This is a genomic window from Polaribacter sp. P097, assembly GCF_036864555.1.
GTDB lineage: Bacteria > Bacteroidota > Bacteroidia > Flavobacteriales > Flavobacteriaceae > Polaribacter.
Map to the genome: position 1 here is coordinate 378,971 of NZ_JAZETJ010000002.1, position 24,155 is coordinate 403,125.

Consider the following 24,155-nt stretch of genomic DNA (forward strand, 5'->3'; position numbering starts at 1 on the left):
ATCTTTATTTAAGATTACAAAAGTAAAAAATATAAAGCCTTTATTGGCAAAAGAGACACTATCTTTGGCAAGAATTTAGATAAAACTTTCATTACAATCAACAAATAGAATTATGGCCAATAACATTAAAAATCAAGAAGAAATTTTAGCAAAGCTAAATATCTACGAGTTAAATGAAATGCAGAATGAAGCCATAGAGGTTATAGAAAACACGAAAAACACTGTTATTTTAAGTCCTACAGGAACAGGAAAAACATTGGCTTTTTTATTACCAACTTTAAAAATGTTAGATGTTGATAATGAAAATATACAAGCTTTAATTTTGGTGCCTTCTAGAGAACTTGCTATTCAAATTGAGCAAGTAATAAGAGAAATGGGTACTGGTTTTAAGGTAAATGCTGTTTATGGAGGTAGGTCTATGGCAAAAGATAAAATAGAATTAAAGCACACACCTAGTATTTTAATAGGAACTCCAGGTAGAATTTCGGACCACTTTGCAAACGATCGTTTTTCTAAAGAAAGTATCAAAACATTAATTTTAGATGAATTTGATAAATCTTTAGAAGTTGGTTTTGAATATGAAATGAGAGGTATTATTAATCAGTTGCCTAATCTAGAAAACAGAATTCTAACATCTGCAACTCAAGAAACTGACATTCCAGAGTTTGTTGGTTTAAAAAATGCGAAGACTTTAAATTATTTAACAGGTAAAAAATCAAAGAAATTAGACATTAAAATAGTAACATCTAGCAATAAAAATAAGAATCAAACTTTAGTAGAATTGCTGAAGTATATAGGAAATCAACCAGGTATTATATTTTGTAATTTAAAAAGTACTATAGAAAATGTTAGTGATTTTTTAATAAAGAACAATATTACCCATAGCACATTTTCGGGTGGAATGGAACAAAGGGATCGTGAGCGCTCTTTAATCAAATTCAGAAACGGAACTAGCCAAATTTTATTGGCTACAGATTTGGCTGCAAGAGGCATAGACATTCCTGAAATTAAATACATTGTGCATTATGAATTACCTCAAAGAATAGAGGAGTTTACCCACAGAAATGGAAGAACAGCTAGAGTAGATGCTAAAGGAACAGCTTATGTTTTAAAATGGGCCAAAGAACAATTACCAGATTTTATAAAAGGAGCAAATAATGTAGATATTTCCAATCAACAAAAATTAAAACCCATTTATTGGGAAACTTTATTCATTTCTGGAGGTAGAAAAGATAAAATATCTAAAGGAGATATTGCAGGATTATTTTTTAAAAAAGGTGCATTAAACAAAGATCAATTGGGTGTTATTGAATTGAAACAAGATTGTGCTTTTGTAGCTATTCCAAAATCAGAATCAGCAAGATTGGTAGAAAAACTCAACAACGTTTATCTTAAAAAGAAAAAGGTTAGAGTTTTTACTGTTTAGCTTGATTCTAAGGGCAACAAAAAAATAGGTCATTTTATTTTTAAGATGGGTAAACATTCTTAAATTTACTTTTTAATACTATTTAGATTTATATGTTAGAATTAGCAGGTATCATTATTTTAGGAATTTTAGCTCAATGGGTTGCTTGGAAATTTAAAATTCCGGCAATTTTACCATTAATTTTAATTGGTTTAATAGTTGGGCCAATTGCAGCTGAATATCTAAGTGAAGATGGTACAAAATGGATTGAACCAATTTGGAATGGTGATAAAGGCCTTTTTCCTGGTGATTACTTGTATTATTTTGTTTCATTAGCTATTAGTATTATTCTTTTTGAAGGTGGTTTAACCTTAAAAAGAAACGAAATTAAAAATGTAGGGCCAGTTATTACTAAGTTAATTACACTTGGCTCTGCTGTAACCTTTTTTGGTGCAGCCATTATTGCTCATTTTATTTTTGATTTAGGTTGGGAGATTTCCTTTCTATTCTCAGGTTTAATCATTGTAACTGGGCCAACCGTAATTACACCAATTTTAAGAAATATTCCTTTAAAAAAAGATATAAGTACTGTTCTTAAATGGGAAGGTATTTTGATAGATCCAATAGGTGCTTTAGTTGCAGTATTGGTATTTGAGTTTATAAGTGTTGGTGGTGAAGGTGGTTTTACAAAAACAGCCTTAATTGAGTTTGGAAAAATTTTATTATTTGGTACAACTTTTGGTTTCACTTTTGCTCATGCATTAGCATATGCTATCAACAAGAAATTAATTCCACATTACCTGTTAAACGTTGTTTCGCTTTCAGCTGTTCTTTTAGTTTTTGTAGAATCTGAACTTTTTGCTCATGAATCTGGTTTATTGGCAGTAGTTGTAATGGGTATGGTTTTAGGTAATGGAAAATTAAACAACATTAAAGAGCTGCTTTATTTTAAAGAATCTTTGAGTGTACTCTTAATATCTATCCTATTTATATTATTGGCAGCAAATATCAATATGGATCAGCTATTACTGCTTTATACTTGGAAAACAGCAGCGCTATTTGCATTGGTAGTATTTATCATTAGACCTTTGGCTGTGTTTTTAAGCACTACGAATTCAAAGTTAAAATTTAACGAAAAACTTTTTATTAGCTGGGTAGGGCCAAGAGGTATTGTTGCAGCAGGTATTGCTTCTTTATTTGGAAGTAAATTGTTAAAACAGGGTGTTGAAGGTGCAGAGTATATTACACCCTTGGTTTTTATGATTGTATTAGGAACTGTTTTATTAAATGCAACCACAGCTAGATTGTTTGCAAAGTTGGTAGGGGTGTTTTTAAAGAGTTCTAATGCTATTTTAATTGTTGGTGCTTCAAATCCTTCAAGATTAATAGCAAGTTTCTTAAAAAGTAAAGGAAAGCGAGTGGTAATTATAGATTCTAACAAAAACTTTATCAAGCAAGCCTTAAACGAAGATTTAGAAGCGTTAGCTGTAAATATTTATGATGATGAACTAAGAGATAATATAGAGCTAAATGATGTTGGTTATTTAATTGCAATGACAGGTAATGATGCAGTAAATAAATATGCATTGGCTAATTTTTCTACAATTTTTGGTGAACATGGTGCATTTAGATTAGCCTCTTCTTTAGAGGTTATTAATGCCACTTCTGAAGAACGTGAAAACTTCTTTACACCAAAAGACGATTATATAAATTTAAGTGAGGCATTTAGAGAAAATCCTACAATTAAAGAAATTGAAATTAACTCTGAAGAGGAGTACAACAAAATTTTAGAGTTATTAGCTAAAGAAGAAAAGTCAATTCCGTTATTTATTGAAAAGGATAAAGGAATATATTTAATTACTGAGTTTGAAAAGGCTGGTTTAGATAAGAAAGGATTAACTTTTTCTTATCTGGGTAAAGATATTGATGAAAGTTACAAAACCGAAAAAGAGGTTTATTTATAGATCTAATTCGAAAGTTTGTCTTAATTTATCTAAAAGCGGATTTTTCTTTACCAAAATTTTGTACTTACCTACATTACCATAGGCTTTTTTCTCTTCTATAGTCTTGTCAATTACAATTTTGGTAGATAATCCATAGTTATTTAAAGATTCTCTTAAATATTTTAAAAACTTGTACTTACCTTCTTTAAAGTGATCTTCTATTAAAGTGCTTGGTAGGTTTAGTTGAATAACAAAATTAGGCAACAATTTAGGTTTACTCACACCTAAGGCTGTAGCCATATTGTTTTCACCTTTACTAATCATTTTTTTGTGATAAATATCCCAGTGTTTTTGTAGTTCTTTTAGTGTAAAATCATCTTTAGGGTGATTGTCAAAATTTTCTTCAACAACACTTTTCTTAACCTCTTTTTTCTGGTGAATACTTTTTAGTGATAACGAAGAAGACCTTCTCTGAACAGATTTTAAAACAGGCTTTTCTTTTACAGCTTTTGTAACTTCTACATTAGCTTTCGGTGTAAAGCTATTGTTTAAAGTAGGTTTTTTAACTTCTTGAATTTTAGGTGATAAAGCTTGAAAAAAAGTAGCAGGAATTATGTAGTTAGCTGACTTTTTTTTTTCTCCATCAAAAGTGATAGAGGCAATTTGCATTAAAGTTAATTCTACAAGTAATCGCTGATTTTTGCTTGCTCTATAATTTAGATCACAATCGTTAGCTTTGTTAATGGCTTGCATTAAAAACGGTATGCTTGCTTTAGTAGCCTGCTCTAAATACTTCTTTTTGGCAGAATCACCAACTTCTAATAAAGCAACTGTGGCCTTATCTTTTGCAACCAGTAAATCCCTAAAATGACTAGCTAATCCATTTATAAAATGATGCCCTTCAAAACCTTTACTAAGAATTGTGTTGAAAGCGTTTAAAACATCAGGTATTTTGTTTTCGAGCAACAAACTTGTCATATTAAAATACGTTTCATAATCTAAAACGTTCAAGTTTTCTGTAACCGCTTCTCTAGTTAATTCTTTTCCAGAAAAACTAACGACTCTATCAAAAATAGAAAGAGCATCTCTCATTGCACCATCTGCTTTTTGAGCAATTATGTGCAAAGCATCATCATCTGCATTAATTCCTTCTTTTTCGCTTATTGTTTTTAAATAGTTTTTAGCATCTAAAACACCAATTCTTTTAAAATCAAAAATTTGACAACGAGATAAAATTGTAGGTATAATTTTATGTTTTTCTGTTGTTGCTAAAATAAAAATAGCATGAGCAGGTGGTTCTTCTAAGGTTTTTAAAAACGCATTAAAAGCTGCCTGAGAAAGCATGTGCACCTCATCTATAATATATACTTTGTACTTACCAGTTTGTGGTGGTATACGTACTTGATCTGTAAGACTTCTAATATCATCAACAGAATTATTAGAGGCTGCATCCAATTCAAAAATATTAAAAGCAAAATCTTCATCTTCTGAACTTTCTACTTCTTGCTGATTTATTTTTTTTGCTAGAATTCTGGCACAAGATGTTTTACCAACTCCTCTAGGACCTGTAAATAACAAAGCCTGCGCTAAATGGTTGTTTTTTATAGCGTTTTCTAACGTATTTGTGATGGCTTGTTGCCCAACAACGTCCTCAAAATTTTGAGGTCTATATTTACGTGCAGAAACTATAAAATGCTCCATGAATTAATTTGAATTGAATAACAAAAGTAACTATCTAATCCGTTTTTTACAATAAGGTTTCTTAACAAAATGCTAAAGTTGTAAACAAACTGTATGATGCTCTCTTTTCTTGCGACTATAACTGTAATTCGGTTTTGTTATCGAGTTAAAAGTTCAGAAATTTGTGCCAAGAATTTTTTTAGTTTGTTCTTGGTGCAAATTTTAATTTAAAAACGATGTTAATTTTATGAAATTTTACAAAGCATTTTTTACAGTTACTTTTTCTTTACTATTATTTTCTTGTTTAGGGTTTTCTAAAAAAGATTCTAGTTCTAATGATACTCAAAAAATTAATAGTTATACACCTTCAGAAGATACCAAAGTAGCTTATTTTGCTAGTGGTTGTTTTTGGTGTGTAGAGGCTATTTTTCAGAGTGTTAAAGGAGTAAAGGAGGCTGTATCAGGTTACGCAGGTGGTTTTACAAAAAATCCTACTTACCAATCAATTGGTACTGGTAAAACAGGTCATGCAGAAACTGTAGCCGTTTATTATAACCCAAAAGAAGTTTCTTTTAAAACCTTAGTTACTGTATTTTTTGGCTCTCATAATCCAACAACAAAAGATGGCCAACACCCAGATTATGGTACTCAGTACAGGTCTATTGCTTTTTATAGCACAGCAGAAGAAAAACAAATTATTGAAGATAAAATAGCAGAATTAAATAAGTCTACCTATAACAATCAAATTGTGACAGAAGTAACAAAACATACTAAGTTTTATGAGGCAGAAGAATATCATCAAGACTTTGAAAGAAGAAATCCTAATCAGGGTTACGTAAAAGCGGTTTCTGTGCCTCGATTAAATAAGTTCAAGAAGAAATTTCCTGAGTTATTAAAAAAGGAAAGTCATTAAAAAGATCTTGGCGATTATTGTTTACTAAATACCATACAATGTTGCCAAGGTAAATTACTTATATTTTCATCGAGCTTAAATCCAGCAGCCTGTAATTGTTTAACAGCTTGCTATTCGCTCATTTTATGAAGTTTTTTTATAGGAACAGATTTGTCTTCCATTCTATATTCTATCAAATAAATTTTACCATTTTCTTTCAATGCTTTTCTAATGGATAAAATCATTTCTTTTGGATAGCTAAACTCATGATACACATCAACCATCAGTACTTTATCAAAAGTATTTTTAGGAAGATTTACAGATTTTTCATCACCTTCAACTAACTCAATATTGGTGTATTTTTCAAACTTCGGATTTTTTAAAATAGCATTTAACATTTCTGGCTGTATATCTACAGCATAAACATATCCACTCTTACATAAAGGTGCCATTTTAAACACATGATATCCAGAACCAGCACCAATATCTGCAATAATATCAGTAGATTTAATATTCATGTTTTTGATTAGTTTGGAAGTGTTTTCTTCTTTTTCACGCGTAGAACGTTCTAACCAATTTATGCCTTCATAACCCATTACATAAGCAATTTCTCTGCCTAAATACCATTTTCCAATTCCATTAAAATCTCCTTTTTTGTAAATATAATCTCCTGAAGAATTGTTGTCTTTTTGACTAAACACAGAAAAACTTATGGCAAAAATTAGTAAAAACAAAAATGTAGTTTGATGAAAGCTTTTCATGTTAATTGGAATTTATAGAGAGTTAACAAAATCTGTAAATACTTTTTTATGTAATTCTAAATCTAGATCTGGCGATAACGATGCACGAACAATATAGTCTTTATCTCCTTCTTTTGTAGTACCTTGAGTAGATGTTGCAGGAACTGTCCAATAACATCCTTTTAATTGTCCGTAACTTACACAGAATTTACTTTCGTCAGGAATTTCTGTAATCATTAGATTAATTAATTTTAAATTCAAGGCTCTTTTATAAGCCTCTTGCTCTTCTAAAGTTGTACCTTTTGTAGGCAAATCTAAAGAGAATACAGAAGGTGTAAAACCTTGTAGAGCCAACTGTTCTGAAACAAAATTAATTTTAGCTTCTGGTAAAACTTTTTGAATAAAACTTACAAAATCTTTTGTATTTTGATAAGCTTCTAGAATTCTATGGTTCATACTAGGCAACTGCTCAGCAAGAATATCATATTGTTGTTTTGTAGCTTCATTATCACATAAAGTTAAGTGATGCTCAATTTTGTGCATTAAAGCCTTTGCTTTATCATTAGAAACACAATAACCAGCTGTACATTTACCTCCACTAGGAAATTTAGAACCGCTAGCATATGCTATACTTCTGCAAGTTGATAAAATTTCACCTTCGCCTAAAAATTGATAATTAGGACAAAAAGTTTGGTCTAAAATGAAAATAGGATCTATTGCAGTTTCTCCAGAATTGGTTTTACGTTCTTTGGTTAAAACACGTTTTAAATCTTCTAAATTCGGAACTTCAACCCTTGGATTTGTAGGTATTTCTGCAATGATATAAGGTACAGCATCTTCATTTGCAACTTCATCTAAAATGCGGTCTATGCTAGAAACCATATCATTTTTACCATCAACAAGTAAATCAACAACGTCAATATTTTTATCTAATGCTGCAACTCTTCTTGCTTGATCGTTTGTACCTCCATAACAATTTGGTGGTACAATAAATTTTATAGCTTTATTTTTATGATTTTGTTGAGCATCATCAACTAAGCCCATCATAATTGCATATTGAATAGATAATCCACTAGAGCCTAATAAAGGAGTAGCTTTTGTGCCTGTAATATCTTTGATTAAACTTTGTACTAATTTTTTAGATTCATTATCACTTGTATCATTTTCGGTGTATGATCTTCCTAAAAACAGATTTAACGCTTTTAAAGAATTTAAAGGTGTCATAGCAACACTTTCTCTTCTTCTAACATGCTGAATTTCTGATGTGTATTCTTTATTTTTCACTCCATTTACCAATAGAACACTTCCTAGGTCTGAATACGCATTTACATAAAAATCTACTGATGAGTTTAAATTAAACGTTTTAAAGTCTTCTTTATCAGATATAAAAATAGTACTTGAATCAGATTCTTGAATTTCACTTTCATTATCAATTAAATGAGTACTAAAATTGTAGCCATAAACACGTTTTAAGGTTTCAAAATCTATATCATTAAATCTGGAATTTGTAAAATAAATAGCTGTGTCTTTATTTTCCAATAAATTTTTCCTTAAAACTGCCAAAATAGGCATCGTTAAAGAAGAAAAACTGATTACTTCATCTGGATGTAAATCGTTTAATTTACTTAAAATCCATTCAAGAACGCAAGATAAAGGGTGCCCTAAACGAATATAATCATAAGCAGTTGGTAAATTTTCTAGCTTATGTTTATTGATTGTATCGTTTTGAAATAAAGCTTCAAATTTTGCTAAAAATTCACTTTTTGCAAGCGATTCATTATATATATCCAGTCTATGAGTTGTTAGATTAACCCAATCACTAGGCATATTATCAACTACTTGAGCAATAAATTTATTTAATTTTTGATGTATCATAGGTTTAAATAGAATCTTAAGAATAGCTTTTTATGCTATTATTGATAGTATTGTTTTAGCACTAAATTTTAGACAAAACTATATACTTTGTAGTCGAAAACCAACCAAAAAAATTACAAATTTAATAATCTTTTAGCAGCGTTAAATGGTGTGGTTTTTCCATTTTTTAAATTCATAATTTCTTTAGTTAATTCTTTACTAATGTTAGGATTGTTATAGAAATTATCTTTTAATTGCTGATTTATGGTAGAAAGTAGCCAAAAGGTATTTTGTTCATTTCTTTTCTCTTCAAAGTAATTGTTGTTTTTGGTAAGTATAAGATAATCAGCAATCATTTTATGAACCTTATCAATGTTCAAATTTTGCAATGCACTTGCAGTTAAAACTTTAGGTTGCCAATTGCTTTCTTTTAAAGGGTATAAATGCAAAGCTCTGTTAAATTCTACCTTAGCAATGTTTGCATTTTTAGCATTATCACCATCAGCTTTATTAATGACAATGGCATCTGCCATTTCTATAATTCCTCTTTTAATTCCTTGCAATTCATCTCCTGCACCTGCAAGTTTCAATAATAAAAAGAAATCTACCATGGAATGAACTACAGTTTCAGATTGGCCAACTCCTACAGTTTCAATAATAATAGTATCAAAACCTGCAGCTTCACATAAAATTATAGACTCTCTGGTTTTTTGAGCAACTCCACCTAATGAGGTTCCAGAGGGTGAGGGTCTTATAAACGCATTTTGATCTGAAACCAACTGTTCCATTCTGGTTTTATCACCTAAAATAGAACCTTTATTTACAGAACTGCTTGGATCTACAGCTAAAACTGCAACTTTATTTCCTTTATTTGTAAGGTATTTACCAAAAGCTTCTATAAATGTACTTTTACCAACACCTGGTACTCCAGTAATACCAATTCTTACAGAATTGTTTGCAAAAGGCAAGCATCTTTCTAAAATTTCGTTTGCTTTTTTTTGATGATTTGCATTTGTACTTTCTACTAAAGTAATTGCTCTGCTTAGAAATGTAATGTTGCCTTTTAAAATTTGAGTTACAAATTCATCAACAGAATTTCTTTTTGCTCTGTTAATTTTTATTTTTTCTGCACTAGAATAGTTAGTGGTTTCTGGTTTAGAAACACCTTCTTTTTCATGCAATGCAGATTGTTTTTTATTCATTGTAAAAGTTAATATGTAAATTTAAAGATAAATTTTAGAACGTTTTGCAACATCGTTAAAAATGTATCGTCTTTAGTATAAGAATGATTTAATGAAACCAACCAAACAATTACATCAAACTATAATTGATCAATGCAAAAGCAATGATGCAAAAGCGCAAATGCAATTGTATAATTTGTATGCAAAAGGAATGTTTGCTGTGGCTGTTAGGTATATGAAAGATAAATTTTTGGCAGAAGATGTAATGCAAGATGCTTTTATTAAGGCGTTTAAAAATATTAAATCTTATAAAAACGAAGTAGCATTTGGAGCTTGGTTAAAGAGAATAGTGATCAACCAATGTATAGATTGTTTAAAGCAAAAGAAATTAGAATTGGTTACTATTAATGAAGAAATAACAGGGAATTTAGAAAGCGATAATTGGCATTTTGAAAGTGATATTTGTATAGATTTAATTGTGTCAAAAATTAACGAATTGAAAGATAAATATAGATTGGTACTCACTTTATATCTTTTAGAAGGTTATGATCATCAAGAGATTTCATCAGTATTAAATATTAGTGAAAACACTTCTAGAACACATTTGTTAAGAGGTAAAAGAATGTTAAGAGAAGAATTAAAAAGTACGAGATATGCAGCAAGATATTAGAGATAAATTTAAAAATTATAAAGAAGAAAAGGTTGAGTTATCTAGCAACCATTCTAAGAAGTTCGAGGCACTTTTAAATCAAGAATTGCATCAAACAAAGCCTAAGAAAAACAATATAAAATGGCTATCTATAGCAGCTTCTATTTTATTACTTGTAATTATTGGAGTACAGTTTTATCCTACAAAGAAAGAAGATCCTATTTTAATTAAAACAGATGATAATTCAACTCCAAAACAAATTACTTTAGGAAATATATCACCTGAATTCAATACTATTGAAACCTATTATACAAATAGTATCAATTTAGAAATTAGTCAATTAGATTTATCTGAAGAGAATAAAGAATTAGTAGATAACTATTTGTTAAAAATTGCAGAACTAACAAAAGAGTATAAAGATTTAACCCAAGAGCTCAATACAAAAGGGGTTAATGACGCAACTATAGATGCATTAATTCGTAATTTACAATTACGCCTACAGCTTTTACAACGTTTAAAAAAGCAGTTAAATGAATTTAAAAATTTAAACACAAAACAAAATGAACAACAAATCATATAAATTATACCTAACCTTATTTTGCCTTGGGTTTATAAGTATTGTATCAGCCCAAAAGTTTGATAAAAAATATACTGAAACCTTTAAGACCAATAAAGATGTACAGGTTGTTATAGATGCATCTAATACAGATATTGATGTAACTACTTGGAATAAGAACGAGGTGCAAATAAATGCCTATATAGAAGTTGAAGGTGTTTCTAAAGAAGAAGCAGAAAAGTACTTTAACAACTGGCAGTTTGAAGCATTAAGTAATAAACGTAAAGTAAATATTTTATCTAAAGGTCAAGGGCCTGAAGGTTTTAAAAACAACTTTGTCTTTTTCGATGATATGGATTTTGATTTTGAAATGCCAGATATAGATTTTTCGAGTTTTGAGACCATTGTTTTACCAGAGATGAATTTTGATTTCGATTTTAATTTCGATAATATCCTTATTGACATAGACGAAAATATGGGTAAAAATGGGAAATACGATTTTAGATGGAAAGATGATGATCATGATATTGTAATTACTTCAAAAGAAGAGTGGGAGGCCTTTAAAAAAACCAAAGAATATAAGCAGTTAAAAGAAAAGCTAAACATAGATAAAGAGAAGATGCGTAAAGAAATCGCAGAATCTAAAGAGAAGGTTAAAATAGAAATGAAGAAGGCTAAAGAGGAATTAAAAAAAATAGATAAACAAAAAATTAAAAACGAATTAGCCAAAGCCAAAGCTGAATTAAAGAAATTGAAAATGAATTTCAGTTCAGACAAAAACGAAATTATTATTAATGGTAAAACCGTTAAAATAAAAAAGCGTTTGGAAATTAAAGTTCCTAAAAAAGCAACTTTCGATTTAAACACTCGTCATTGTAGAGTAAAACTGCCAAATACAGTTGCTATTGGTAAAGTAAAGTATGGTACTTTTATAGCAAATAATTTAATTGATGGTGAATTGGCCATAGATTATTCTAAAGTTACCATTAACGATTTAAACGCTTGTACACTATTCTTAAACAATGTAACTGATGCTAAAATAGCATCAGTTACTAATACTACATTATCTAATAATTCATCTAGTGTTAATGTAGCCAATGTTAATGAAGATGTAATTGTTACAGATAAATTTGGTCTTTTTACAGTAGAAAATTTTAATCCTAATTTTGGTAATTTTATCATTAATTTAAGTCAGTCTGAAGCTATTTTACTTTTAAAAGATGTGCCAAGTAAATTCAAATACGGAGTGAATAAAGTTAAATTAAATAACAAAGCCACCAAAAACCCTTTAAATGCAACTTCAACTAACTTCATTAAAGTAAATGGAGAGTATAGTACAATTACTATAAAGTAAACACTTCTTCTAGAAAACTTCTAACAAATTCCATTTCGCTATTCTTCTTAAAGTGCCTATCTTTATGCCCTATAAATAGTCACTTATTTTAATGGAACTTTATAAAGAAAATCAACTTAAAATATACAATTCTCTTTCTAAATCTAAAGAGGATTTTAAACCAATCACAGAAGGTTATGTAGGTATGTATGTTTGTGGACCAACAGTTTACAGCAATGCGCATTTAGGTAACGTTAGAACATTTATGTTTTTTGATGTAGTATATCGTTATTTACTGCATTTAGGTTATAAAGTTCGCTATGTACGTAATATTACAGATGCTGGTCATTTAGAAAATGATGCAGATGAAGGTGAAGATCGTATTTCTAAAAAAGCAAGATTAGAAGAAATAGAACCAATGGAAGTTGTACAGAAATATACTGTAGACTTTCATAATGTATTAGAGAATTACAATTTTTTACCACCAAGTATAGAGCCAACAGCAACAGGTCATATTGTAGAGCAAATAGAAATGATTAAGGAAATCATTGAAAAAGGTTTTGCTTATGAAGTAAATGGCTCTGTATATTTTGATGTTTTAGAATACAACAAAAAAGAAAATTACGGAATACTTTCTGGTAGAAAAGTAGAAGACTTAATTCACAATACAAGAACTTTAGATGGGCAATCAGATAAGAAAAACCCGCAAGATTTTGCTTTATGGAAAAAAGCCGATGATAGGCATATTATGCGTTGGCCTTCTCCTTGGAGTGATGGTTTTCCTGGTTGGCATTTAGAATGTTCTGTAATGAGCACTAAATATTTAGGAGAAAGTTTTGATATTCATGGAGGAGGAATGGATTTAAAATTTCCTCATCATGAATGTGAAATTGCACAATCTAAAACCTGTTCAGGGGTAAAACCTGTAAATTATTGGATGCATACAAACATGTTGTTGCTAAATAGCCAGAAAATGGCAAAATCTACAGGTAATTTTATTTTACCAAACGAAATTTTAACGGGTGATAATGATATTTTACCAAAAGCATTTTCTGCATCTGTAGTGCGTTTCTTTAACATGCAAGCCAATTATAGAAGTATTTTAGACTTTTCTGGTGATGCTTTAGAGGCTTCAGAAAAAGGGCATTCTAAATTAATGGAAGCTGTTGCATATTTAGATAAAATTGAAGCAGGAAGTACATCTACTTTCAATGTTGAGAATTGGAAAAAAGATTGTTATGCAGCCATGAATGATGATTTTAATACACCAATTTTAATCTCTCATTTATTTGAGGCTGTTAAGCTAATCAATCAAATTAAAGAAGGTAAAGGTTCTTTAACAGAAACAGATTTAACTTTATTTAAAACTACCATAAAAGCTTTTGTTTTTGATGTTTTAGGTTTAATTGGCGAAGATGCTCAAGACAATTCAGACAAAGTAAAAGGTGTTGTAGAACTTTTAATTAAGTTACGAAAAGAAGCAAGAGAAAATAAAGATTGGGCCTTATCAGATCAAATTAGAGACGAGTTGGTTGCCTTAGGCATTCAGTTAAAAGATGGTAAAGAAGGCACTACCTTTTCTATAAATTAAATACAATTGAACTTTTTAGCTCAATTTTTATATCAGTAATTGAAAAAAATACTTTCATATCCTTTTATATTGTTGGTTCGTTTTTACCAAACAGCAATATCACCATTTACCCCAGCAACATGCAGGTATAGCCCAACTTGTTCTCATTATACAATAGAAGCTTTGCAAAAACATGGGTTATTTTCAGGAGGTTGGTTATCTTTGAAACGTATTTTTAGTTGTCATCCTTGGGGAGGTTCAGGTTATGATCCTGTACCAGAGAAGATTAAAGATAAATAATTTTACTATTAATTAATATTAAAAGCATATATGAATTTTTTAGCAATAAATTGGGATCCATCATTAGGTATCGATTTAGGATTTTTTGTAGTTCGTTGGTACAGTTTAATGTTTGTAGCTTCTTTTTTATTGGGTTTACATCTAATGAAGAAAATTTATATAAATGATAATATTCCTGTAGAAAAATTAGACACACTTTTCATGTATGTATTTGTATCCATGTTAGTTGGTATGAGATTAGGAGATGTCTTTTTTTACAGTTGGGATTATTATCAAGATCATTTATTAGAGATTATAATTCCGTTTAAACAAGTTAATGGCACTTGGAAATTTACAGGTTTTACAGGTTTTGCAAGCCATGGAGCAGCAATATCTATCATATTGGCCATGTATTTCTATGCCAAGAAACATTTAGACAAACCTTGGTTGTTTATCTTAGACAGATTAGCAATTATGGTAGCTCTAGCAGGTTTTTTTATAAGAACTGGTAACTTTTTCAATTCAGAAATATATGGTAAAGCAACCAATTCTGACTTTGGAGTAATTTTTAAAGCAAATGGAGAAGATTTTGCTAGACATCCCACTCAATTATATGAAGCATTCAGTTATTTAATTCTGTTTTTTGCAATGTATTATTTGTACTGGAAAACAGATAAGAAAAATCAAACAGGATTTCTATTTGGTTTGTTTATGACAGTTTTATGGTCATTGCGTTTTTTCATAGAATTTTTGAAAGAAGCACAAGTAGATGGTAGAGAAGATTGGGTATTCAATTCTTTAAACACAGGCCAAGTTTTAAGCATACCATTAGTTTTAATTGGTATTTGGTTAATGGTTAGAAAAACTAAAAATACAGCAACAGTAGAGTAATGGAAAAATTAAAAGAAAGATGGGGAATAGAAAGTAATTGGTCTATTCTAGCTATTTTAATTGTATTTGCAATTAATGGTTCATTTGCTGCTTGGGTAGCCAAACCTGTTACGAACTTTTTAGGTTTAAATCCTGAAACTATTTCAGGTTGGATTTACTGGCCATTAAGAATATTACTTATTTTTCCAATTTACCAACTTACTTTACCAATTGTTGGTTGGGTATTTGGACAGTTTAAGTTCTTTTGGGCTTTTGAAAAAAAGTTTCTAACAAGATTAGGTTTAGGTTTTTTATTTAAGCAAGAAGATTAAATATCAATTATTACTGTTTCTTCGTTCTTATCTTCTTTTTTAATCACGTATTTATATACCCAAATGATTGTAAAAGTTGGTATAACATCTGAAAACGGAATGATTTCTTCTAAGAAACTGATTACACCAGCTGCTTTACCTAAATTACCCTTATACATTCTAGTCATTAAATAACCAGAAACTGGAGCCCAGATTAAATCGAAAGGAAGAATAGTAGCCATACCTATTGCATCAAAAATGATACTTAATATTAATTTTTTATATTTTTTGTTCATGCTTTATTATGTTCAAAATTCTTGCCAAAATTAAAGATGGTTTAAAATGGCATGTTTGTTAAAAGTAGTTAATCAAAATGGATTTTAAAAAATTTACCAATCATATAGAGGAATTAAGACAACTAAAGTTAGGTGGCTTAGATGCACAATTTAAGTTAGCACCTAAACTTAGACTTAAATATGATCAACAAAAAATTGCAGCAAATAATCCTAAAAAGGCAGCAGTTTTGGCCTTATTCTACCCGAATAAAAAAAATGAAGCATCTATTTTGCTAACGCAAAGAGCAAGTTATAAAGGTACGCACTCTGCACAAATAAGTTTCCCTGGAGGTAAAGTAGAAAAGAGCGATAAAAATTTGCAAGCAACAGCACTCAGAGAAGCGTTTGAAGAAGTTGGTATTCATAAATCTGATGTTACCATTATTCGTGAAATGACAGACGTGTACATTCCACCTAGCAATTTTTTAGCTACTCCTTTTATTGGTTATGCCATTAAAAGGCCTAAATATTTAATAAATCATGAAGTGGAGAGTACTATAGAAATTACTGTAAATGACTTAATGTCAGATAGCAGTATTGTTTCAGTTAATATGAATACTTCTTATATGGATAATGTAGATGTACCAGCATTTTCAATTGATAATAAAATAATTTGGGGTGCAACAGGTATGATGTTGTCAGAAATTAAAGATTTACTAAAAACTATCTATTAATAATTAGTTTTGTAAATTTGTTTAACGTTAAAACACAGCTTAAATGCCATTATTTAAAAGAAATCCTTTTGGTCATCTTTTATTCTTAAAAAAAATGATTATTAGAATTTTTGGTATCATTTCTCATGGAAGATATCGAAAATTTAATAACCTAAATATAGAAGGTTCAGAGATTTTGAGAAACTTACCAGATAAGAATGTGCTCTTTATTTCAAATCATCAAACTTACTTTGCAGATGTTGCTGCCATGTTTCATGTATTTAATGCCTCTTTAAGTGGTAGAGAAGATTCTATTAAAAATATTGGCTACATCTGGAATCCTAAATTAAATATTTACTTTGTTGCAGCAGGTGAAACTATGAAATCTGGTTTACTGCCAAAACTTTTTGCTTATGCAGGTTCTGTTTCTATTGATAGAACTTGGAGAAGCGCAGGGAAAGATGTAAAAAGACAGGTAAAAAATTCTGATATTTCTAATATAGGTAAAGCCATTAAAGATGGTTGGGTAATTACTTTTCCACAAGGTACAACAACGCCTTTTAAGCCAATTAGAAGAGGAACAGCGCATATAATTAAAACCTTTAAACCAATTGTAGTACCTATTGTAATTGATGGTTTTAGACGTTCTTTTGATAAGAAAGGCTTAAATATTAAGCGAAAGAATGTATTACAGTCTATGGTGATAAAAGAGCCTTTAGAAATTGACTATGATAATGAAGATATTGCTGAAATTGTTACTAAAATAGAATATGCGATTGAACAACATCCTTCATTTTTAAAGGTACTTTCTCCTGAAGAAGCAGAAGACTACTTAAAAACAGAAGAAGAGTTAAACAAGAAAAGAACTTTTTGGAAGTCTTAGTTACTTCACATTATACATTTTAATAAAAAAAGCTTCACAATACTGTGAAGCTTTTTTTATGATTTATAATTCGGTTTTTATTTTGCTGGTAATATTTTACCTATACATTCACCAAAACCGATTCTTACCTTATCATTTTTGCAATGAGCTCTCATAATTACAGTATCATTATCGTTTATAAATTTACGAGTAGAACCGTCTTTTAATTTAATAGGATTTTGACCTTTCCAAGTTAATTCTAGCATCGAACCAAAACTATCTTTGGTTGGTCCAGAAATAGTTCCAGAACCCATCATATCTCCAGCTTCAACTGGGCAACCATTAACAGTATGATGTGCCAATTGTTGAGCCATTGTCCAATACATATATTTAAAGTTAGAGTTTGCCACAACTGTTTCGTCTCCATTTTCTGGTTGAATACCAACTTGTAAATGAATATCATAACTTCCGTTACCTTCTTGTTTTAAATAAGGCAATGGTTCTTGCACTTGCTTAGGGTTTTCAGTTCTAAATGGCTCTAAAGCATCTAAAGTAACAATCCAAGGAGAAATTGTAGAAGCAAAATTCTTTCCTAAGAATGGGCCTAAAGGCACGTATTCCCAAGCTTGAATATCTCTTGCAGACCAATCATTAAACTGAACTAAACCAAAAATATATTCTTCTGCTTCTTCAATAGGTATTCTATCACCTAAAACATTAGCATCTGTAGTAATAAAAGCCATTTCTAATTCAAAATCTACTAATTTACTTGGCCCAAAACCAGGTGTATTAGAACCTTCTGCTGGTTTAGTTTGTCCATAAGGTCTTCTAATTGGTGTTCCTGAAGGGATTATAGATGAACTACGACCATGATAGCCAATAGGTATATGCAACCAATTTGGCAATAATGCATTTTCTGGATCTCTAAATAACGAACCTACATTGGTAGCATGCTCTTTACTTGCATAAAAATCAGTATAATCACCAACAGCAACTGGTAACAACATTTCTACTTCATCCATTCTAAAGATGATTTTATCTTTATGATCTGCATTATCTCTTAAAGAACCATTAGTAACATCAAATACTTCTGCAATTCTATTACGAACCAATCTCCAAGTTTTACGACCATCAGCAATAAAGTCATTCAAGTTATCTTGTAAGAACATATCATCTGTAAGTGGTATACCCTCAAAATAACCCAATTGATGAAATGCACCTAAATCTATTGCAAAGTCACCAATTCTACTTCCTATTGTAATAATATCATCTCTTGTAATAAAAACACCAAAAGGAATATTCTGAATAGGGAAATCTGAATTTTCCTCTACCTTTAACCAAGATTTTCTTTTTGGATTATTTGCAGTTATAATCATCTTTACTTTTTTTTCGTTTATTCAAACCTACATAATTTTTTCTCATTTTAAAACTAAATTTTTATTAAAAATTCAATTTTAATATTAGTTTAATCTATTAAGAATAATTATTAATAACTTGTTGAAAACATGGCAAAAATACCTTTACTAGCATATCTATTTTAATTATTTTTGTTAACTTAATAAATAACAGCAAAATGCAAATAGACAATCAAATTTTTGACCTTATTCAAGAGGAAAAAGAAAGACAATTAAATGGTTTAGAATTAATAGCATCTGAAAACTTTGTGAGCGACCAAGTTATGCAAGCTCAAGGATCTATTTTAACCAATAAATATGCTGAAGGATATCCAGGAAAAAGATATTATGGAGGTTGTGAAATTGTAGACATTGTAGAACAAATTGCAATTGATAGAGCTAAAGAATTATTTGGTGCAGAGTATGTAAATGTTCAGCCACACTCAGGTTCTCAAGCAAATACTGCTGTTTTTGCAGCTTGTTTAAAGCCAGGAGATAAAATTTTAGGTTTTGATTTATCTCATGGAGGGCATTTAACTCATGGTTCTCCTGTTAACTTTTCTGGTAAGTTATATGAAACTTCTTTTTATGGTGTAGACAAAGAAACAGGAGTTTTAGATTACGATAAAATTCAAGAAACTGCAACTACTGAGTTACCAAACTTAATTATTGCTGGTGCTTCTGCTTATTCTAGAGATATTGATTTTAAACGTTTTAGAGAAATTGCTGATTCTGTTGGTGCAATTTTAATGGCAGATATTTCTCATCCTGCAGGTATGATTGCTAAAGGTATTTTAAATGACCCAATACCTCATTGTCATATTGTAACTTCTACTACGCATAAAACTTTAAGAGGGCCTAGAGGTGGAATTATAATGGTTGGTAAAGATTTCGAAAATCCATTTGGAGAAACTTTAAAAAGCGGTAAGCCTAAAATGATGTCTATGTTGTTAAACTCTGCTGTTTTTCCTGGTAATCAAGGAGGACCTTTAGAGCACGTAATTGCAGCTAAAGCAATTGCTTTTGGAGAGGCTTTAACAGATGAGTTTTTAGATTACCAAATTCAAGTAAAAGAAAATGCAGCAGCTATGGCTAAAGCATTTGTAGCAAAAGGTTACGATTTAATTTCTGGTGGAACAGATAATCACTGTATGTTAATCGATCTTAGAAATAAAAACATTTCTGGTAAAGATGCAGAAATCGCTTTAGGTAAAGCAGACATTACAGTGAACAAAAACATGGTTCCTTTTGATGATAAAAGTCCTTTTGTAACTTCAGGTATTCGTGTAGGAACGCCTGCTATTACAACACGTGGTTTAAAAACTGAAGATATGGAAGCTGTTGTAAACTTTATAGATGAAGCTATACAAAATGCTGATAATGAAGAAGCTTTACATGAAATAGGAGAGCGTGTTTCTGATATGATGAGTTCTAGAAGACTTTTCGTAATGTAACAACATATAAAATCTCAAAATACTAAAAGCATCAAGTTTATTTCTTGATGCTTTTTTATATCTTACAATCAGAAAAAAAATTATGGATACTTATTTTATAGCTACAGTTTTAATTTTCTTATCAGCTGTTTTTGGATACATCAATGTTAAGTTTTTAAAAATGCCAAATACCATTGGTTTAATGATTATTACAATCATTTTTACTTTGGGAGTTTTGTTGTATAGTTATGTAGATCCAACCTTGCTAAACTTAGAAAAATCAATTATTTCTAATATTGATTTTAAATCGGTTTTATTAGATGAAATGCTTAGTTTTCTATTATTTGCTGGTGCATTACACACCAATTTTGAGCAACTAAAAATTCAACGTTGGCCAATTCTACTATTTTCAACATTAGGTGTTTTAACATCTACTTTTCTTGTGGGTACAGTAATGTATTTGGTTTTGCAACTTTTAGGTTTTGAAATTGGGTTTATCTACTGTTTACTATTTGGAGCATTAATATCACCAACAGATCCTATTGCAGTATTAGGAATTTTGAAAAAAGCAGGCGTACCTAAAAAGTTAGAAACAAAAATTGTAGGTGAGTCCTTATTTAATGATGGAGTAGGAGTCGTAATTTTTTTAACTATATTTCAAATTGCAAAATCTGGTATCGATGACACTGAAGCTTTTGATGTGATACAACTATTTGGACAAGAAGTATTAGGTGGTATTTTACTAGGAGCTCTTTTAGGCTATATTTCTTATAGATTAATAAAGTCTATTGATGATTATGATATTGAAGTTATCATTACTCTTGCAGCAGTTATGGGAGGTACACTTATTGCACAAAAATTTCATTTATCTGCACCATTAGCAATGGTAACAGCTGGTTTAATTGTTGGTAATGATACTATAAGATCATCTTCTATGTCTGAAACCACAGAAAAGTATGTAGATAAATTCTGGGAGTTATTAGATATTCTATTAAACGCAATCTTATTTGTTTTAATTGGTATGGAAATGCTAATTCTAGTTTTAGAAGGTAAGTATATTGTAGCAGGTTTAATAGCAATTCCTGTAGTTTTAGTATGCAGATATATTTCTTTATTTCTGCCAATTAATTTATTTAAAAAGAAATTAAATTTTGTACCCAAAACAAATTTAATAATGACTTGGGGTGGTTTAAGAGGAGGAATTTCTATTGCATTAGCCTTAGGTTTATCTGCAGAAATGTATCGAGATTTATTTTTAGTGATAACCTATATTGTAGTAGTATTTTCAATTATAGCTCAAGGTTTAACTGTAGGTGGTTTAGTAAAGAAATATAAAAAAGAAGTATAATTAAGACATAAAAAAAGTACTAAAGAAAACTCTTTAGTACTTTTTGTTTATTGTAAATGGAGATTACCAGTTTTTTATAGCTTCAGCAATTTCATCTTTGGTTTTACCATATTTCTCTTGGATCTCTCCAAATAGCTTATCTTTTTTACCTTCTGCTTCTGCAGATTCATCATTAGCTATTTCTCCATAAGTTTCTTTAAACTCTCCTTTTATCTGTTTCCAAGTTCCTTCGTTTGTGTCTTTATTCATAACATTAGTTTTAATTTTATAATACAAATTTTAGAGTGTATCATCTCTATTTATCTTTATTCTCAGAATTCTGAATTTTATCAGCAATTCTTTTATCAGAGTTATCTGTAGCAGAATGCACTTGATTTTCTAATTTTTCTTTATCTGTGCCTTCTAATCTATTTTTACTACTGTCTTTATCTTTATAACCCTCTTTTACGGTTCCTTTTAAAGGATGCAATCCTCTTTCGTGTTTGTCTGTGCTCATAGTTATATTTTTAAGATAATTTGTTTAATATTTTTCTTTGAAGCGATTCATGATCGGCCTCAATTTTTTCGATTTCCTCAATATCTTTACCTATTAAAATCTCTTTACCATCATTACTGTTTTTTGATTTTAAGATTTTAGTTTCTTCTGTATGAATATCTGGTTTACCTACAACATGACTTGTGGTATCATCAGTTTTAACATCCTTATAAAGATCTGTATTAAGTTCTTCTTTGCTTTCTTTTGATTTATTTTCAGTACTCATAAATTGTTGATTTTTAGATTCAAATCAAATTTATGACATATATAGAGTAGTGGTTTGTGGTATCAATTCAAATATTAACTCAAAAGAAAATTATTCTTCCAATTGTGCTCTTTTAATAATATTTTCTGGCATAGATTTTTTAGCTTTTGCACCCATCTTTTTTAATTTTTCAACACTGGTAATTAAGTTTCCTCTACCTTCAACAAGTTTGTTCATGGCACCTGAATACTCCTTTTTGCTATCGTCAATGCGTTTACCAATGCTTACTAAATCTGTAAGTAAACCTTGAAATTTATCGTACAAAGCCCCAGCTTGCCTTGCAATTTCAATGGCATTTCTTTGTTGCTTTTCATTATTCCACATAGAATCTATAGTTCTTAAAGTGGCTAATAAAGTTGATGGAGTTACAATTACAATGTTTTTTTCGAAAGCTTTATTATACAGATGATTATCAGAATTTAAAGCTACTGCAAATGCAGGTTCTATTGGGATAAAAAGCAATACAAAGTCTGGTGATTCAATTTGGTAAATATCTTCGTATTTCTTTTCAGAAAGTTGTTCTATATGTCTTTTTAAAGAGTTTACATGTTCTTTTAAATACTGTATTTTAAGTGTTTCATCTTCTTCGTTTGTAAATCGTTCATAGGCTACTAACGAAACCTTAGAATCCACAATCATTTTCTTGTTATCAGGTAAGTGAATAACAACATCTGGCAATACTTTTTTACCTTCATTTGTTGTAAAACTTTGCTGTACAAAGTATTCTCTATCCTTTTCTAAGCCTGACTTTTCTAGCACTCGTTCTAATACCAATTCACCCCAATTTCCTTGCATTTTAGAATCTCCCTTTAAAGCCTTTGTAAGATTTATGGTGTCTTTGCTCATTTGGGCATTTAACTCTTTTAAGTGGTCTAATTGTGTTTTTAGTGCAGAATGAAACCCAGCTCTTTTTTCATCACTATCAGAAACCTTTTTTTCAAAAGTTTGAATTTTCTTTTCTAATGGTTCTAAAATATTTTTAATGTTCTCTCTATTCTGATTTGTAAATTTTGTTGACTTCTCTTCTAAAATTTTGTTTGCCAAAACCTCAAAATCATTAGTGAATTTCTTCTGTAAATTTTCAACTTCTTGCTTGTGCTCCTCTAATTTGCTTTTCAGATTTTTTATATTAGACTCTTGAGTAGTATTTATTCTAAGTAAACTTTCTTTTTCTAATTGATTTGTTTTTATGTCTTTTTGCAATTCAATAAAATTATTTTCTAAGGTGTCTTTAGCTTGCTGTAACAATAAAACGCGCTCTTCGAATGTAGATTTCTCTTTTTCTAAATTTGTTTTCTCTTTCTCAAAATTTACTTTGGCTAAAAGTCTACCTATATAAAGACCTATAAAGCTAAATATCAGTGCTATTAAAAAGTAAGCTATCAATTCTATCATTGTATCAATTTAAGTCCTTAAATTTATCACTTTTAAAAGAGAGAATGAAAAGAATCGCAAAATTTATATTGTTTACTATTTTAGGCTGGAAAATAGAAGGTTTTTTTCCTACTGATATTAAAAAATATGTTGTTATTGCTGCTCCTCATACAAGTTGGGTAGATTTTCCTATTGCCATTTTAGCAAGAATAAGTTCTGGTGTAATGATACACTTTATTGGTAAAGCTTCACTATTTAATGGGCCTTTTGGTTTTTTCTTTAGAGCTTTAGGTGGCACACCTGTAGATAGAACTAAAAACAATAATTTGGTTGATGCTATTATTGCTATTTTTAATAGTAAAGACGAATTTAAATTGGGTTTATCACCTGAAGGAACTAGAAAAAAAGTAACAACTTGGAAAACTGGATTCTACTACATAGCCAAAGGTGCAAATGTACCTATAGTTATGGCTACTTTAGATTTTGAAAATAAAACAATAAAAATATCAGCACCTTTTTATCCTACAGATGACAAAGAATCCGACTTTAAATTTTTACGATCATTCTATAAAAATATAAAAGGGAAAAACCCTGATTTGTCTTAGTTAATTAGGCTAACTACTTATAAACGTGTATACTTGCGCAGTATTTCTCTTAATATATAAGATGTAGGGGTTTTCTATTGCAAGAGAA

General features: G+C 29.8%; 25 protein-coding genes. 15 read left to right on the plus strand and 10 right to left on the minus strand.

The window, feature by feature from the left end; all coding sequences use genetic code 11:
• Positions 1-112: 112 nt before the first annotated feature.
• Together V7R38_RS08915 and V7R38_RS08920 are read left to right on the plus strand one after the other, a co-directional pair.
• Positions 113-1,426, plus strand: coding sequence for a DEAD/DEAH box helicase (locus V7R38_RS08915; RefSeq protein WP_334057702.1), 1,314 nt, complete (start codon positions 113-115; stop codon positions 1,424-1,426).
• Positions 1,427-1,518: 92 nt separating this feature from the next.
• The gene (locus V7R38_RS08920; protein WP_334057704.1) at positions 1,519-3,369 is read left to right on the plus strand and encodes a cation:proton antiporter; all 1,851 of its coding nucleotides are present in this window, start codon (positions 1,519-1,521) and stop codon (positions 3,367-3,369) included.
• Here the strand turns inward: V7R38_RS08920 and dnaX are convergent.
• On the minus strand, positions 3,364-5,049 hold the full coding sequence (gene dnaX, locus V7R38_RS08925; RefSeq protein WP_334057706.1) for a DNA polymerase III subunit gamma/tau: 1,686 nt from the start codon (positions 5,047-5,049) through the stop codon (positions 3,364-3,366). The two genes, V7R38_RS08920 and dnaX, sit on opposite strands and share 6 nt — an antisense overlap.
• 226 nt (positions 5,050-5,275) lie before the next feature.
• Here dnaX and msrA point away from each other — a divergent pair, with 226 nt between their 5' ends.
• Positions 5,276-5,941, plus strand: a complete 666-nt coding sequence (gene msrA, locus V7R38_RS08930; RefSeq protein ID WP_334057708.1) for a peptide-methionine (S)-S-oxide reductase MsrA — start codon at positions 5,276-5,278, stop codon at positions 5,939-5,941.
• Between the two features lie 110 nt (positions 5,942-6,051).
• On the opposite strand, the gene V7R38_RS08935 is transcribed toward msrA, so the two are convergent.
• From V7R38_RS08935 to meaB, 3 genes are all read right to left on the minus strand, one after another.
• Positions 6,052-6,681, minus strand: a complete 630-nt coding sequence (locus V7R38_RS08935) for a class I SAM-dependent methyltransferase (RefSeq protein WP_334057710.1) — start codon at positions 6,679-6,681, stop codon at positions 6,052-6,054.
• A 12-nt stretch (positions 6,682-6,693) separates the two neighbouring features.
• On the minus strand, positions 6,694-8,535 hold the full coding sequence (locus V7R38_RS08940) for a cystathionine beta-synthase (protein ID WP_334057712.1): 1,842 nt from the start codon (positions 8,533-8,535) through the stop codon (positions 6,694-6,696).
• Positions 8,536-8,648: 113 nt separating this feature from the next.
• A complete protein-coding gene (meaB, locus tag V7R38_RS08945; RefSeq protein WP_334057714.1) occupies positions 8,649-9,716 on the minus strand; it encodes a methylmalonyl Co-A mutase-associated GTPase MeaB in 1,068 nt (355 codons plus the stop codon).
• A 91-nt stretch (positions 9,717-9,807) separates the two neighbouring features.
• Between meaB and V7R38_RS08950 the strand changes: the two genes are divergently transcribed.
• The 7 genes from V7R38_RS08950 (at position 9,808) to V7R38_RS08980 (ending at position 15,284) form a co-directional block, all read left to right on the plus strand.
• The gene (locus V7R38_RS08950; protein WP_334057715.1) at positions 9,808-10,365 is read left to right on the plus strand and encodes an RNA polymerase sigma factor; all 558 of its coding nucleotides are present in this window, start codon (positions 9,808-9,810) and stop codon (positions 10,363-10,365) included.
• Positions 10,349-10,924 carry a hypothetical protein gene (locus V7R38_RS08955; RefSeq protein ID WP_334057717.1) on the plus strand — a complete coding sequence of 192 codons (576 nt, stop codon included), beginning with the start codon at positions 10,349-10,351 and terminating at the stop codon, positions 10,922-10,924. The genes V7R38_RS08950 and V7R38_RS08955 overlap by 17 nt, the downstream gene beginning before the upstream one ends.
• A complete protein-coding gene (locus V7R38_RS08960) occupies positions 10,905-12,254 on the plus strand; it encodes a hypothetical protein (RefSeq protein ID WP_334057719.1) in 1,350 nt (449 codons plus the stop codon). The genes V7R38_RS08955 and V7R38_RS08960 overlap by 20 nt, the downstream gene beginning before the upstream one ends.
• A gap of 91 nt (positions 12,255-12,345) precedes the next feature.
• Positions 12,346-13,824, plus strand: coding sequence for a cysteine--tRNA ligase (gene cysS / locus V7R38_RS08965; protein WP_334057721.1), 1,479 nt, complete (start codon positions 12,346-12,348; stop codon positions 13,822-13,824).
• 39 nt (positions 13,825-13,863) lie between these two features.
• Positions 13,864-14,103, plus strand: coding sequence for a membrane protein insertion efficiency factor YidD (yidD, locus tag V7R38_RS08970; protein WP_334057723.1), 240 nt, complete (start codon positions 13,864-13,866; stop codon positions 14,101-14,103).
• 30 nt (positions 14,104-14,133) lie between these two features.
• Complete coding sequence (gene lgt, locus V7R38_RS08975) at positions 14,134-14,973, plus strand: prolipoprotein diacylglyceryl transferase (RefSeq protein WP_334057725.1); 840 nt, start codon at positions 14,134-14,136, stop codon at positions 14,971-14,973.
• The gene (locus V7R38_RS08980; RefSeq protein ID WP_334057727.1) at positions 14,973-15,284 is read left to right on the plus strand and encodes a DUF6787 family protein; all 312 of its coding nucleotides are present in this window, start codon (positions 14,973-14,975) and stop codon (positions 15,282-15,284) included. The genes lgt and V7R38_RS08980 overlap by 1 nt, the downstream gene beginning before the upstream one ends.
• On the opposite strand, the gene V7R38_RS08985 is transcribed toward V7R38_RS08980, so the two are convergent.
• Positions 15,281-15,559 carry a hypothetical protein gene (locus V7R38_RS08985; protein ID WP_015480370.1) on the minus strand — a complete coding sequence of 93 codons (279 nt, stop codon included), beginning with the start codon at positions 15,557-15,559 and terminating at the stop codon, positions 15,281-15,283. The genes V7R38_RS08980 and V7R38_RS08985 overlap by 4 nt on opposite strands.
• Before the next feature lie 77 nt (positions 15,560-15,636).
• On the opposite strand from V7R38_RS08985, the gene V7R38_RS08990 reads away from it, so the two are divergent.
• Positions 15,637-16,272 carry an NUDIX hydrolase gene (locus V7R38_RS08990; RefSeq protein WP_334057729.1) on the plus strand — a complete coding sequence of 212 codons (636 nt, stop codon included), beginning with the start codon at positions 15,637-15,639 and terminating at the stop codon, positions 16,270-16,272.
• Between the two features lie 43 nt (positions 16,273-16,315).
• Positions 16,316-17,134 (plus strand): lysophospholipid acyltransferase family protein, encoded by an 819-nt coding sequence (locus V7R38_RS08995; protein WP_334057730.1) that lies wholly within the window; start codon positions 16,316-16,318, stop codon positions 17,132-17,134.
• A gap of 77 nt (positions 17,135-17,211) precedes the next feature.
• On the opposite strand, the gene fahA is transcribed toward V7R38_RS08995, so the two are convergent.
• On the minus strand, positions 17,212-18,489 hold the full coding sequence (fahA, locus tag V7R38_RS09000) for a fumarylacetoacetase (protein ID WP_334057732.1): 1,278 nt from the start codon (positions 18,487-18,489) through the stop codon (positions 17,212-17,214).
• A gap of 197 nt (positions 18,490-18,686) precedes the next feature.
• Between fahA and glyA the strand changes: the two genes are divergently transcribed.
• Together glyA and V7R38_RS09010 are read left to right on the plus strand one after the other, a co-directional pair.
• Complete coding sequence (gene glyA, locus V7R38_RS09005; protein ID WP_334057734.1) at positions 18,687-19,961, plus strand: serine hydroxymethyltransferase; 1,275 nt, start codon at positions 18,687-18,689, stop codon at positions 19,959-19,961.
• Between the two features lie 82 nt (positions 19,962-20,043).
• Positions 20,044-21,288 carry a cation:proton antiporter gene (locus V7R38_RS09010; RefSeq protein WP_334057736.1) on the plus strand — a complete coding sequence of 415 codons (1,245 nt, stop codon included), beginning with the start codon at positions 20,044-20,046 and terminating at the stop codon, positions 21,286-21,288.
• Between the two features lie 63 nt (positions 21,289-21,351).
• Here V7R38_RS09010 and V7R38_RS09015 read toward each other — a convergent pair whose 3' ends face one another.
• The 4 genes from V7R38_RS09015 to rmuC all read right to left on the minus strand — a co-directional run bounded on the left by V7R38_RS09015 (position 21,352) and on the right by rmuC (position 23,483).
• A complete protein-coding gene (locus V7R38_RS09015; RefSeq protein WP_334057738.1) occupies positions 21,352-21,537 on the minus strand; it encodes a CsbD family protein in 186 nt (61 codons plus the stop codon).
• A 46-nt stretch (positions 21,538-21,583) separates the two neighbouring features.
• Positions 21,584-21,784, minus strand: a complete 201-nt coding sequence (locus V7R38_RS09020) for a hypothetical protein (RefSeq protein ID WP_015480363.1) — start codon at positions 21,782-21,784, stop codon at positions 21,584-21,586.
• 10 nt (positions 21,785-21,794) lie between these two features.
• Positions 21,795-22,049 carry a hypothetical protein gene (locus tag V7R38_RS09025; protein ID WP_334057742.1) on the minus strand — a complete coding sequence of 85 codons (255 nt, stop codon included), beginning with the start codon at positions 22,047-22,049 and terminating at the stop codon, positions 21,795-21,797.
• Positions 22,050-22,139: 90 nt separating this feature from the next.
• Positions 22,140-23,483, minus strand: a complete 1,344-nt coding sequence (gene rmuC, locus V7R38_RS09030; RefSeq protein WP_334057743.1) for a DNA recombination protein RmuC — start codon at positions 23,481-23,483, stop codon at positions 22,140-22,142.
• Between the two features lie 44 nt (positions 23,484-23,527).
• Here rmuC and V7R38_RS09035 point away from each other — a divergent pair, with 44 nt between their 5' ends.
• Positions 23,528-24,067 carry a 1-acyl-sn-glycerol-3-phosphate acyltransferase gene (locus V7R38_RS09035; RefSeq protein ID WP_334057745.1) on the plus strand — a complete coding sequence of 180 codons (540 nt, stop codon included), beginning with the start codon at positions 23,528-23,530 and terminating at the stop codon, positions 24,065-24,067.
• Positions 24,068-24,155: the final 88 nt, after the last annotated feature.

Excerpts from the sequence above, each read along its gene's own strand:
- V7R38_RS08915 (WP_334057702.1), top strand. The coding sequence starts at position 113 with ATGGCCAATAACATTAAAAATCAAGAAGAAATTTTAGCAAAGCTAAAT.
- V7R38_RS08920 (WP_334057704.1), top strand. The coding sequence starts at position 1,519 with ATGTTAGAATTAGCAGGTATCATTATTTTAGGAATTTTAGCTCAATGG.
- dnaX (WP_334057706.1), bottom strand. The coding sequence starts at position 5,049 with ATGGAGCATTTTATAGTTTCTGCACGTAAATATAGACCTCAAAATTTT.
- msrA (WP_334057708.1), top strand. The coding sequence starts at position 5,276 with ATGAAATTTTACAAAGCATTTTTTACAGTTACTTTTTCTTTACTATTA.
- V7R38_RS08935 (WP_334057710.1), bottom strand. The coding sequence starts at position 6,681 with ATGAAAAGCTTTCATCAAACTACATTTTTGTTTTTACTAATTTTTGCC.
- V7R38_RS08940 (WP_334057712.1), bottom strand. The coding sequence starts at position 8,535 with ATGATACATCAAAAATTAAATAAATTTATTGCTCAAGTAGTTGATAAT.
- meaB (WP_334057714.1), bottom strand. The coding sequence starts at position 9,716 with ATGAATAAAAAACAATCTGCATTGCATGAAAAAGAAGGTGTTTCTAAA.
- V7R38_RS08950 (WP_334057715.1), top strand. The coding sequence starts at position 9,808 with ATGAAACCAACCAAACAATTACATCAAACTATAATTGATCAATGCAAA.
- V7R38_RS08955 (WP_334057717.1), top strand. The coding sequence starts at position 10,349 with ATGCAGCAAGATATTAGAGATAAATTTAAAAATTATAAAGAAGAAAAG.
- V7R38_RS08960 (WP_334057719.1), top strand. The coding sequence starts at position 10,905 with ATGAACAACAAATCATATAAATTATACCTAACCTTATTTTGCCTTGGG.
- cysS (WP_334057721.1), top strand. The coding sequence starts at position 12,346 with ATGGAACTTTATAAAGAAAATCAACTTAAAATATACAATTCTCTTTCT.
- lgt (WP_334057725.1), top strand. The coding sequence starts at position 14,134 with ATGAATTTTTTAGCAATAAATTGGGATCCATCATTAGGTATCGATTTA.
- V7R38_RS08980 (WP_334057727.1), top strand. The coding sequence starts at position 14,973 with ATGGAAAAATTAAAAGAAAGATGGGGAATAGAAAGTAATTGGTCTATT.
- V7R38_RS08985 (WP_015480370.1), bottom strand. The coding sequence starts at position 15,559 with ATGAACAAAAAATATAAAAAATTAATATTAAGTATCATTTTTGATGCA.
- V7R38_RS08990 (WP_334057729.1), top strand. The coding sequence starts at position 15,637 with ATGGATTTTAAAAAATTTACCAATCATATAGAGGAATTAAGACAACTA.
- V7R38_RS08995 (WP_334057730.1), top strand. The coding sequence starts at position 16,316 with ATGCCATTATTTAAAAGAAATCCTTTTGGTCATCTTTTATTCTTAAAA.
- fahA (WP_334057732.1), bottom strand. The coding sequence starts at position 18,489 with ATGATTATAACTGCAAATAATCCAAAAAGAAAATCTTGGTTAAAGGTA.
- glyA (WP_334057734.1), top strand. The coding sequence starts at position 18,687 with ATGCAAATAGACAATCAAATTTTTGACCTTATTCAAGAGGAAAAAGAA.
- V7R38_RS09010 (WP_334057736.1), top strand. The coding sequence starts at position 20,044 with ATGGATACTTATTTTATAGCTACAGTTTTAATTTTCTTATCAGCTGTT.
- V7R38_RS09015 (WP_334057738.1), bottom strand. The coding sequence starts at position 21,537 with ATGAATAAAGACACAAACGAAGGAACTTGGAAACAGATAAAAGGAGAG.
- V7R38_RS09020 (WP_015480363.1), bottom strand. The coding sequence starts at position 21,784 with ATGAGCACAGACAAACACGAAAGAGGATTGCATCCTTTAAAAGGAACC.
- V7R38_RS09025 (WP_334057742.1), bottom strand. The coding sequence starts at position 22,049 with ATGAGTACTGAAAATAAATCAAAAGAAAGCAAAGAAGAACTTAATACA.
- rmuC (WP_334057743.1), bottom strand. The coding sequence starts at position 23,483 with ATGATAGAATTGATAGCTTACTTTTTAATAGCACTGATATTTAGCTTT.
- V7R38_RS09035 (WP_334057745.1), top strand. The coding sequence starts at position 23,528 with ATGAAAAGAATCGCAAAATTTATATTGTTTACTATTTTAGGCTGGAAA.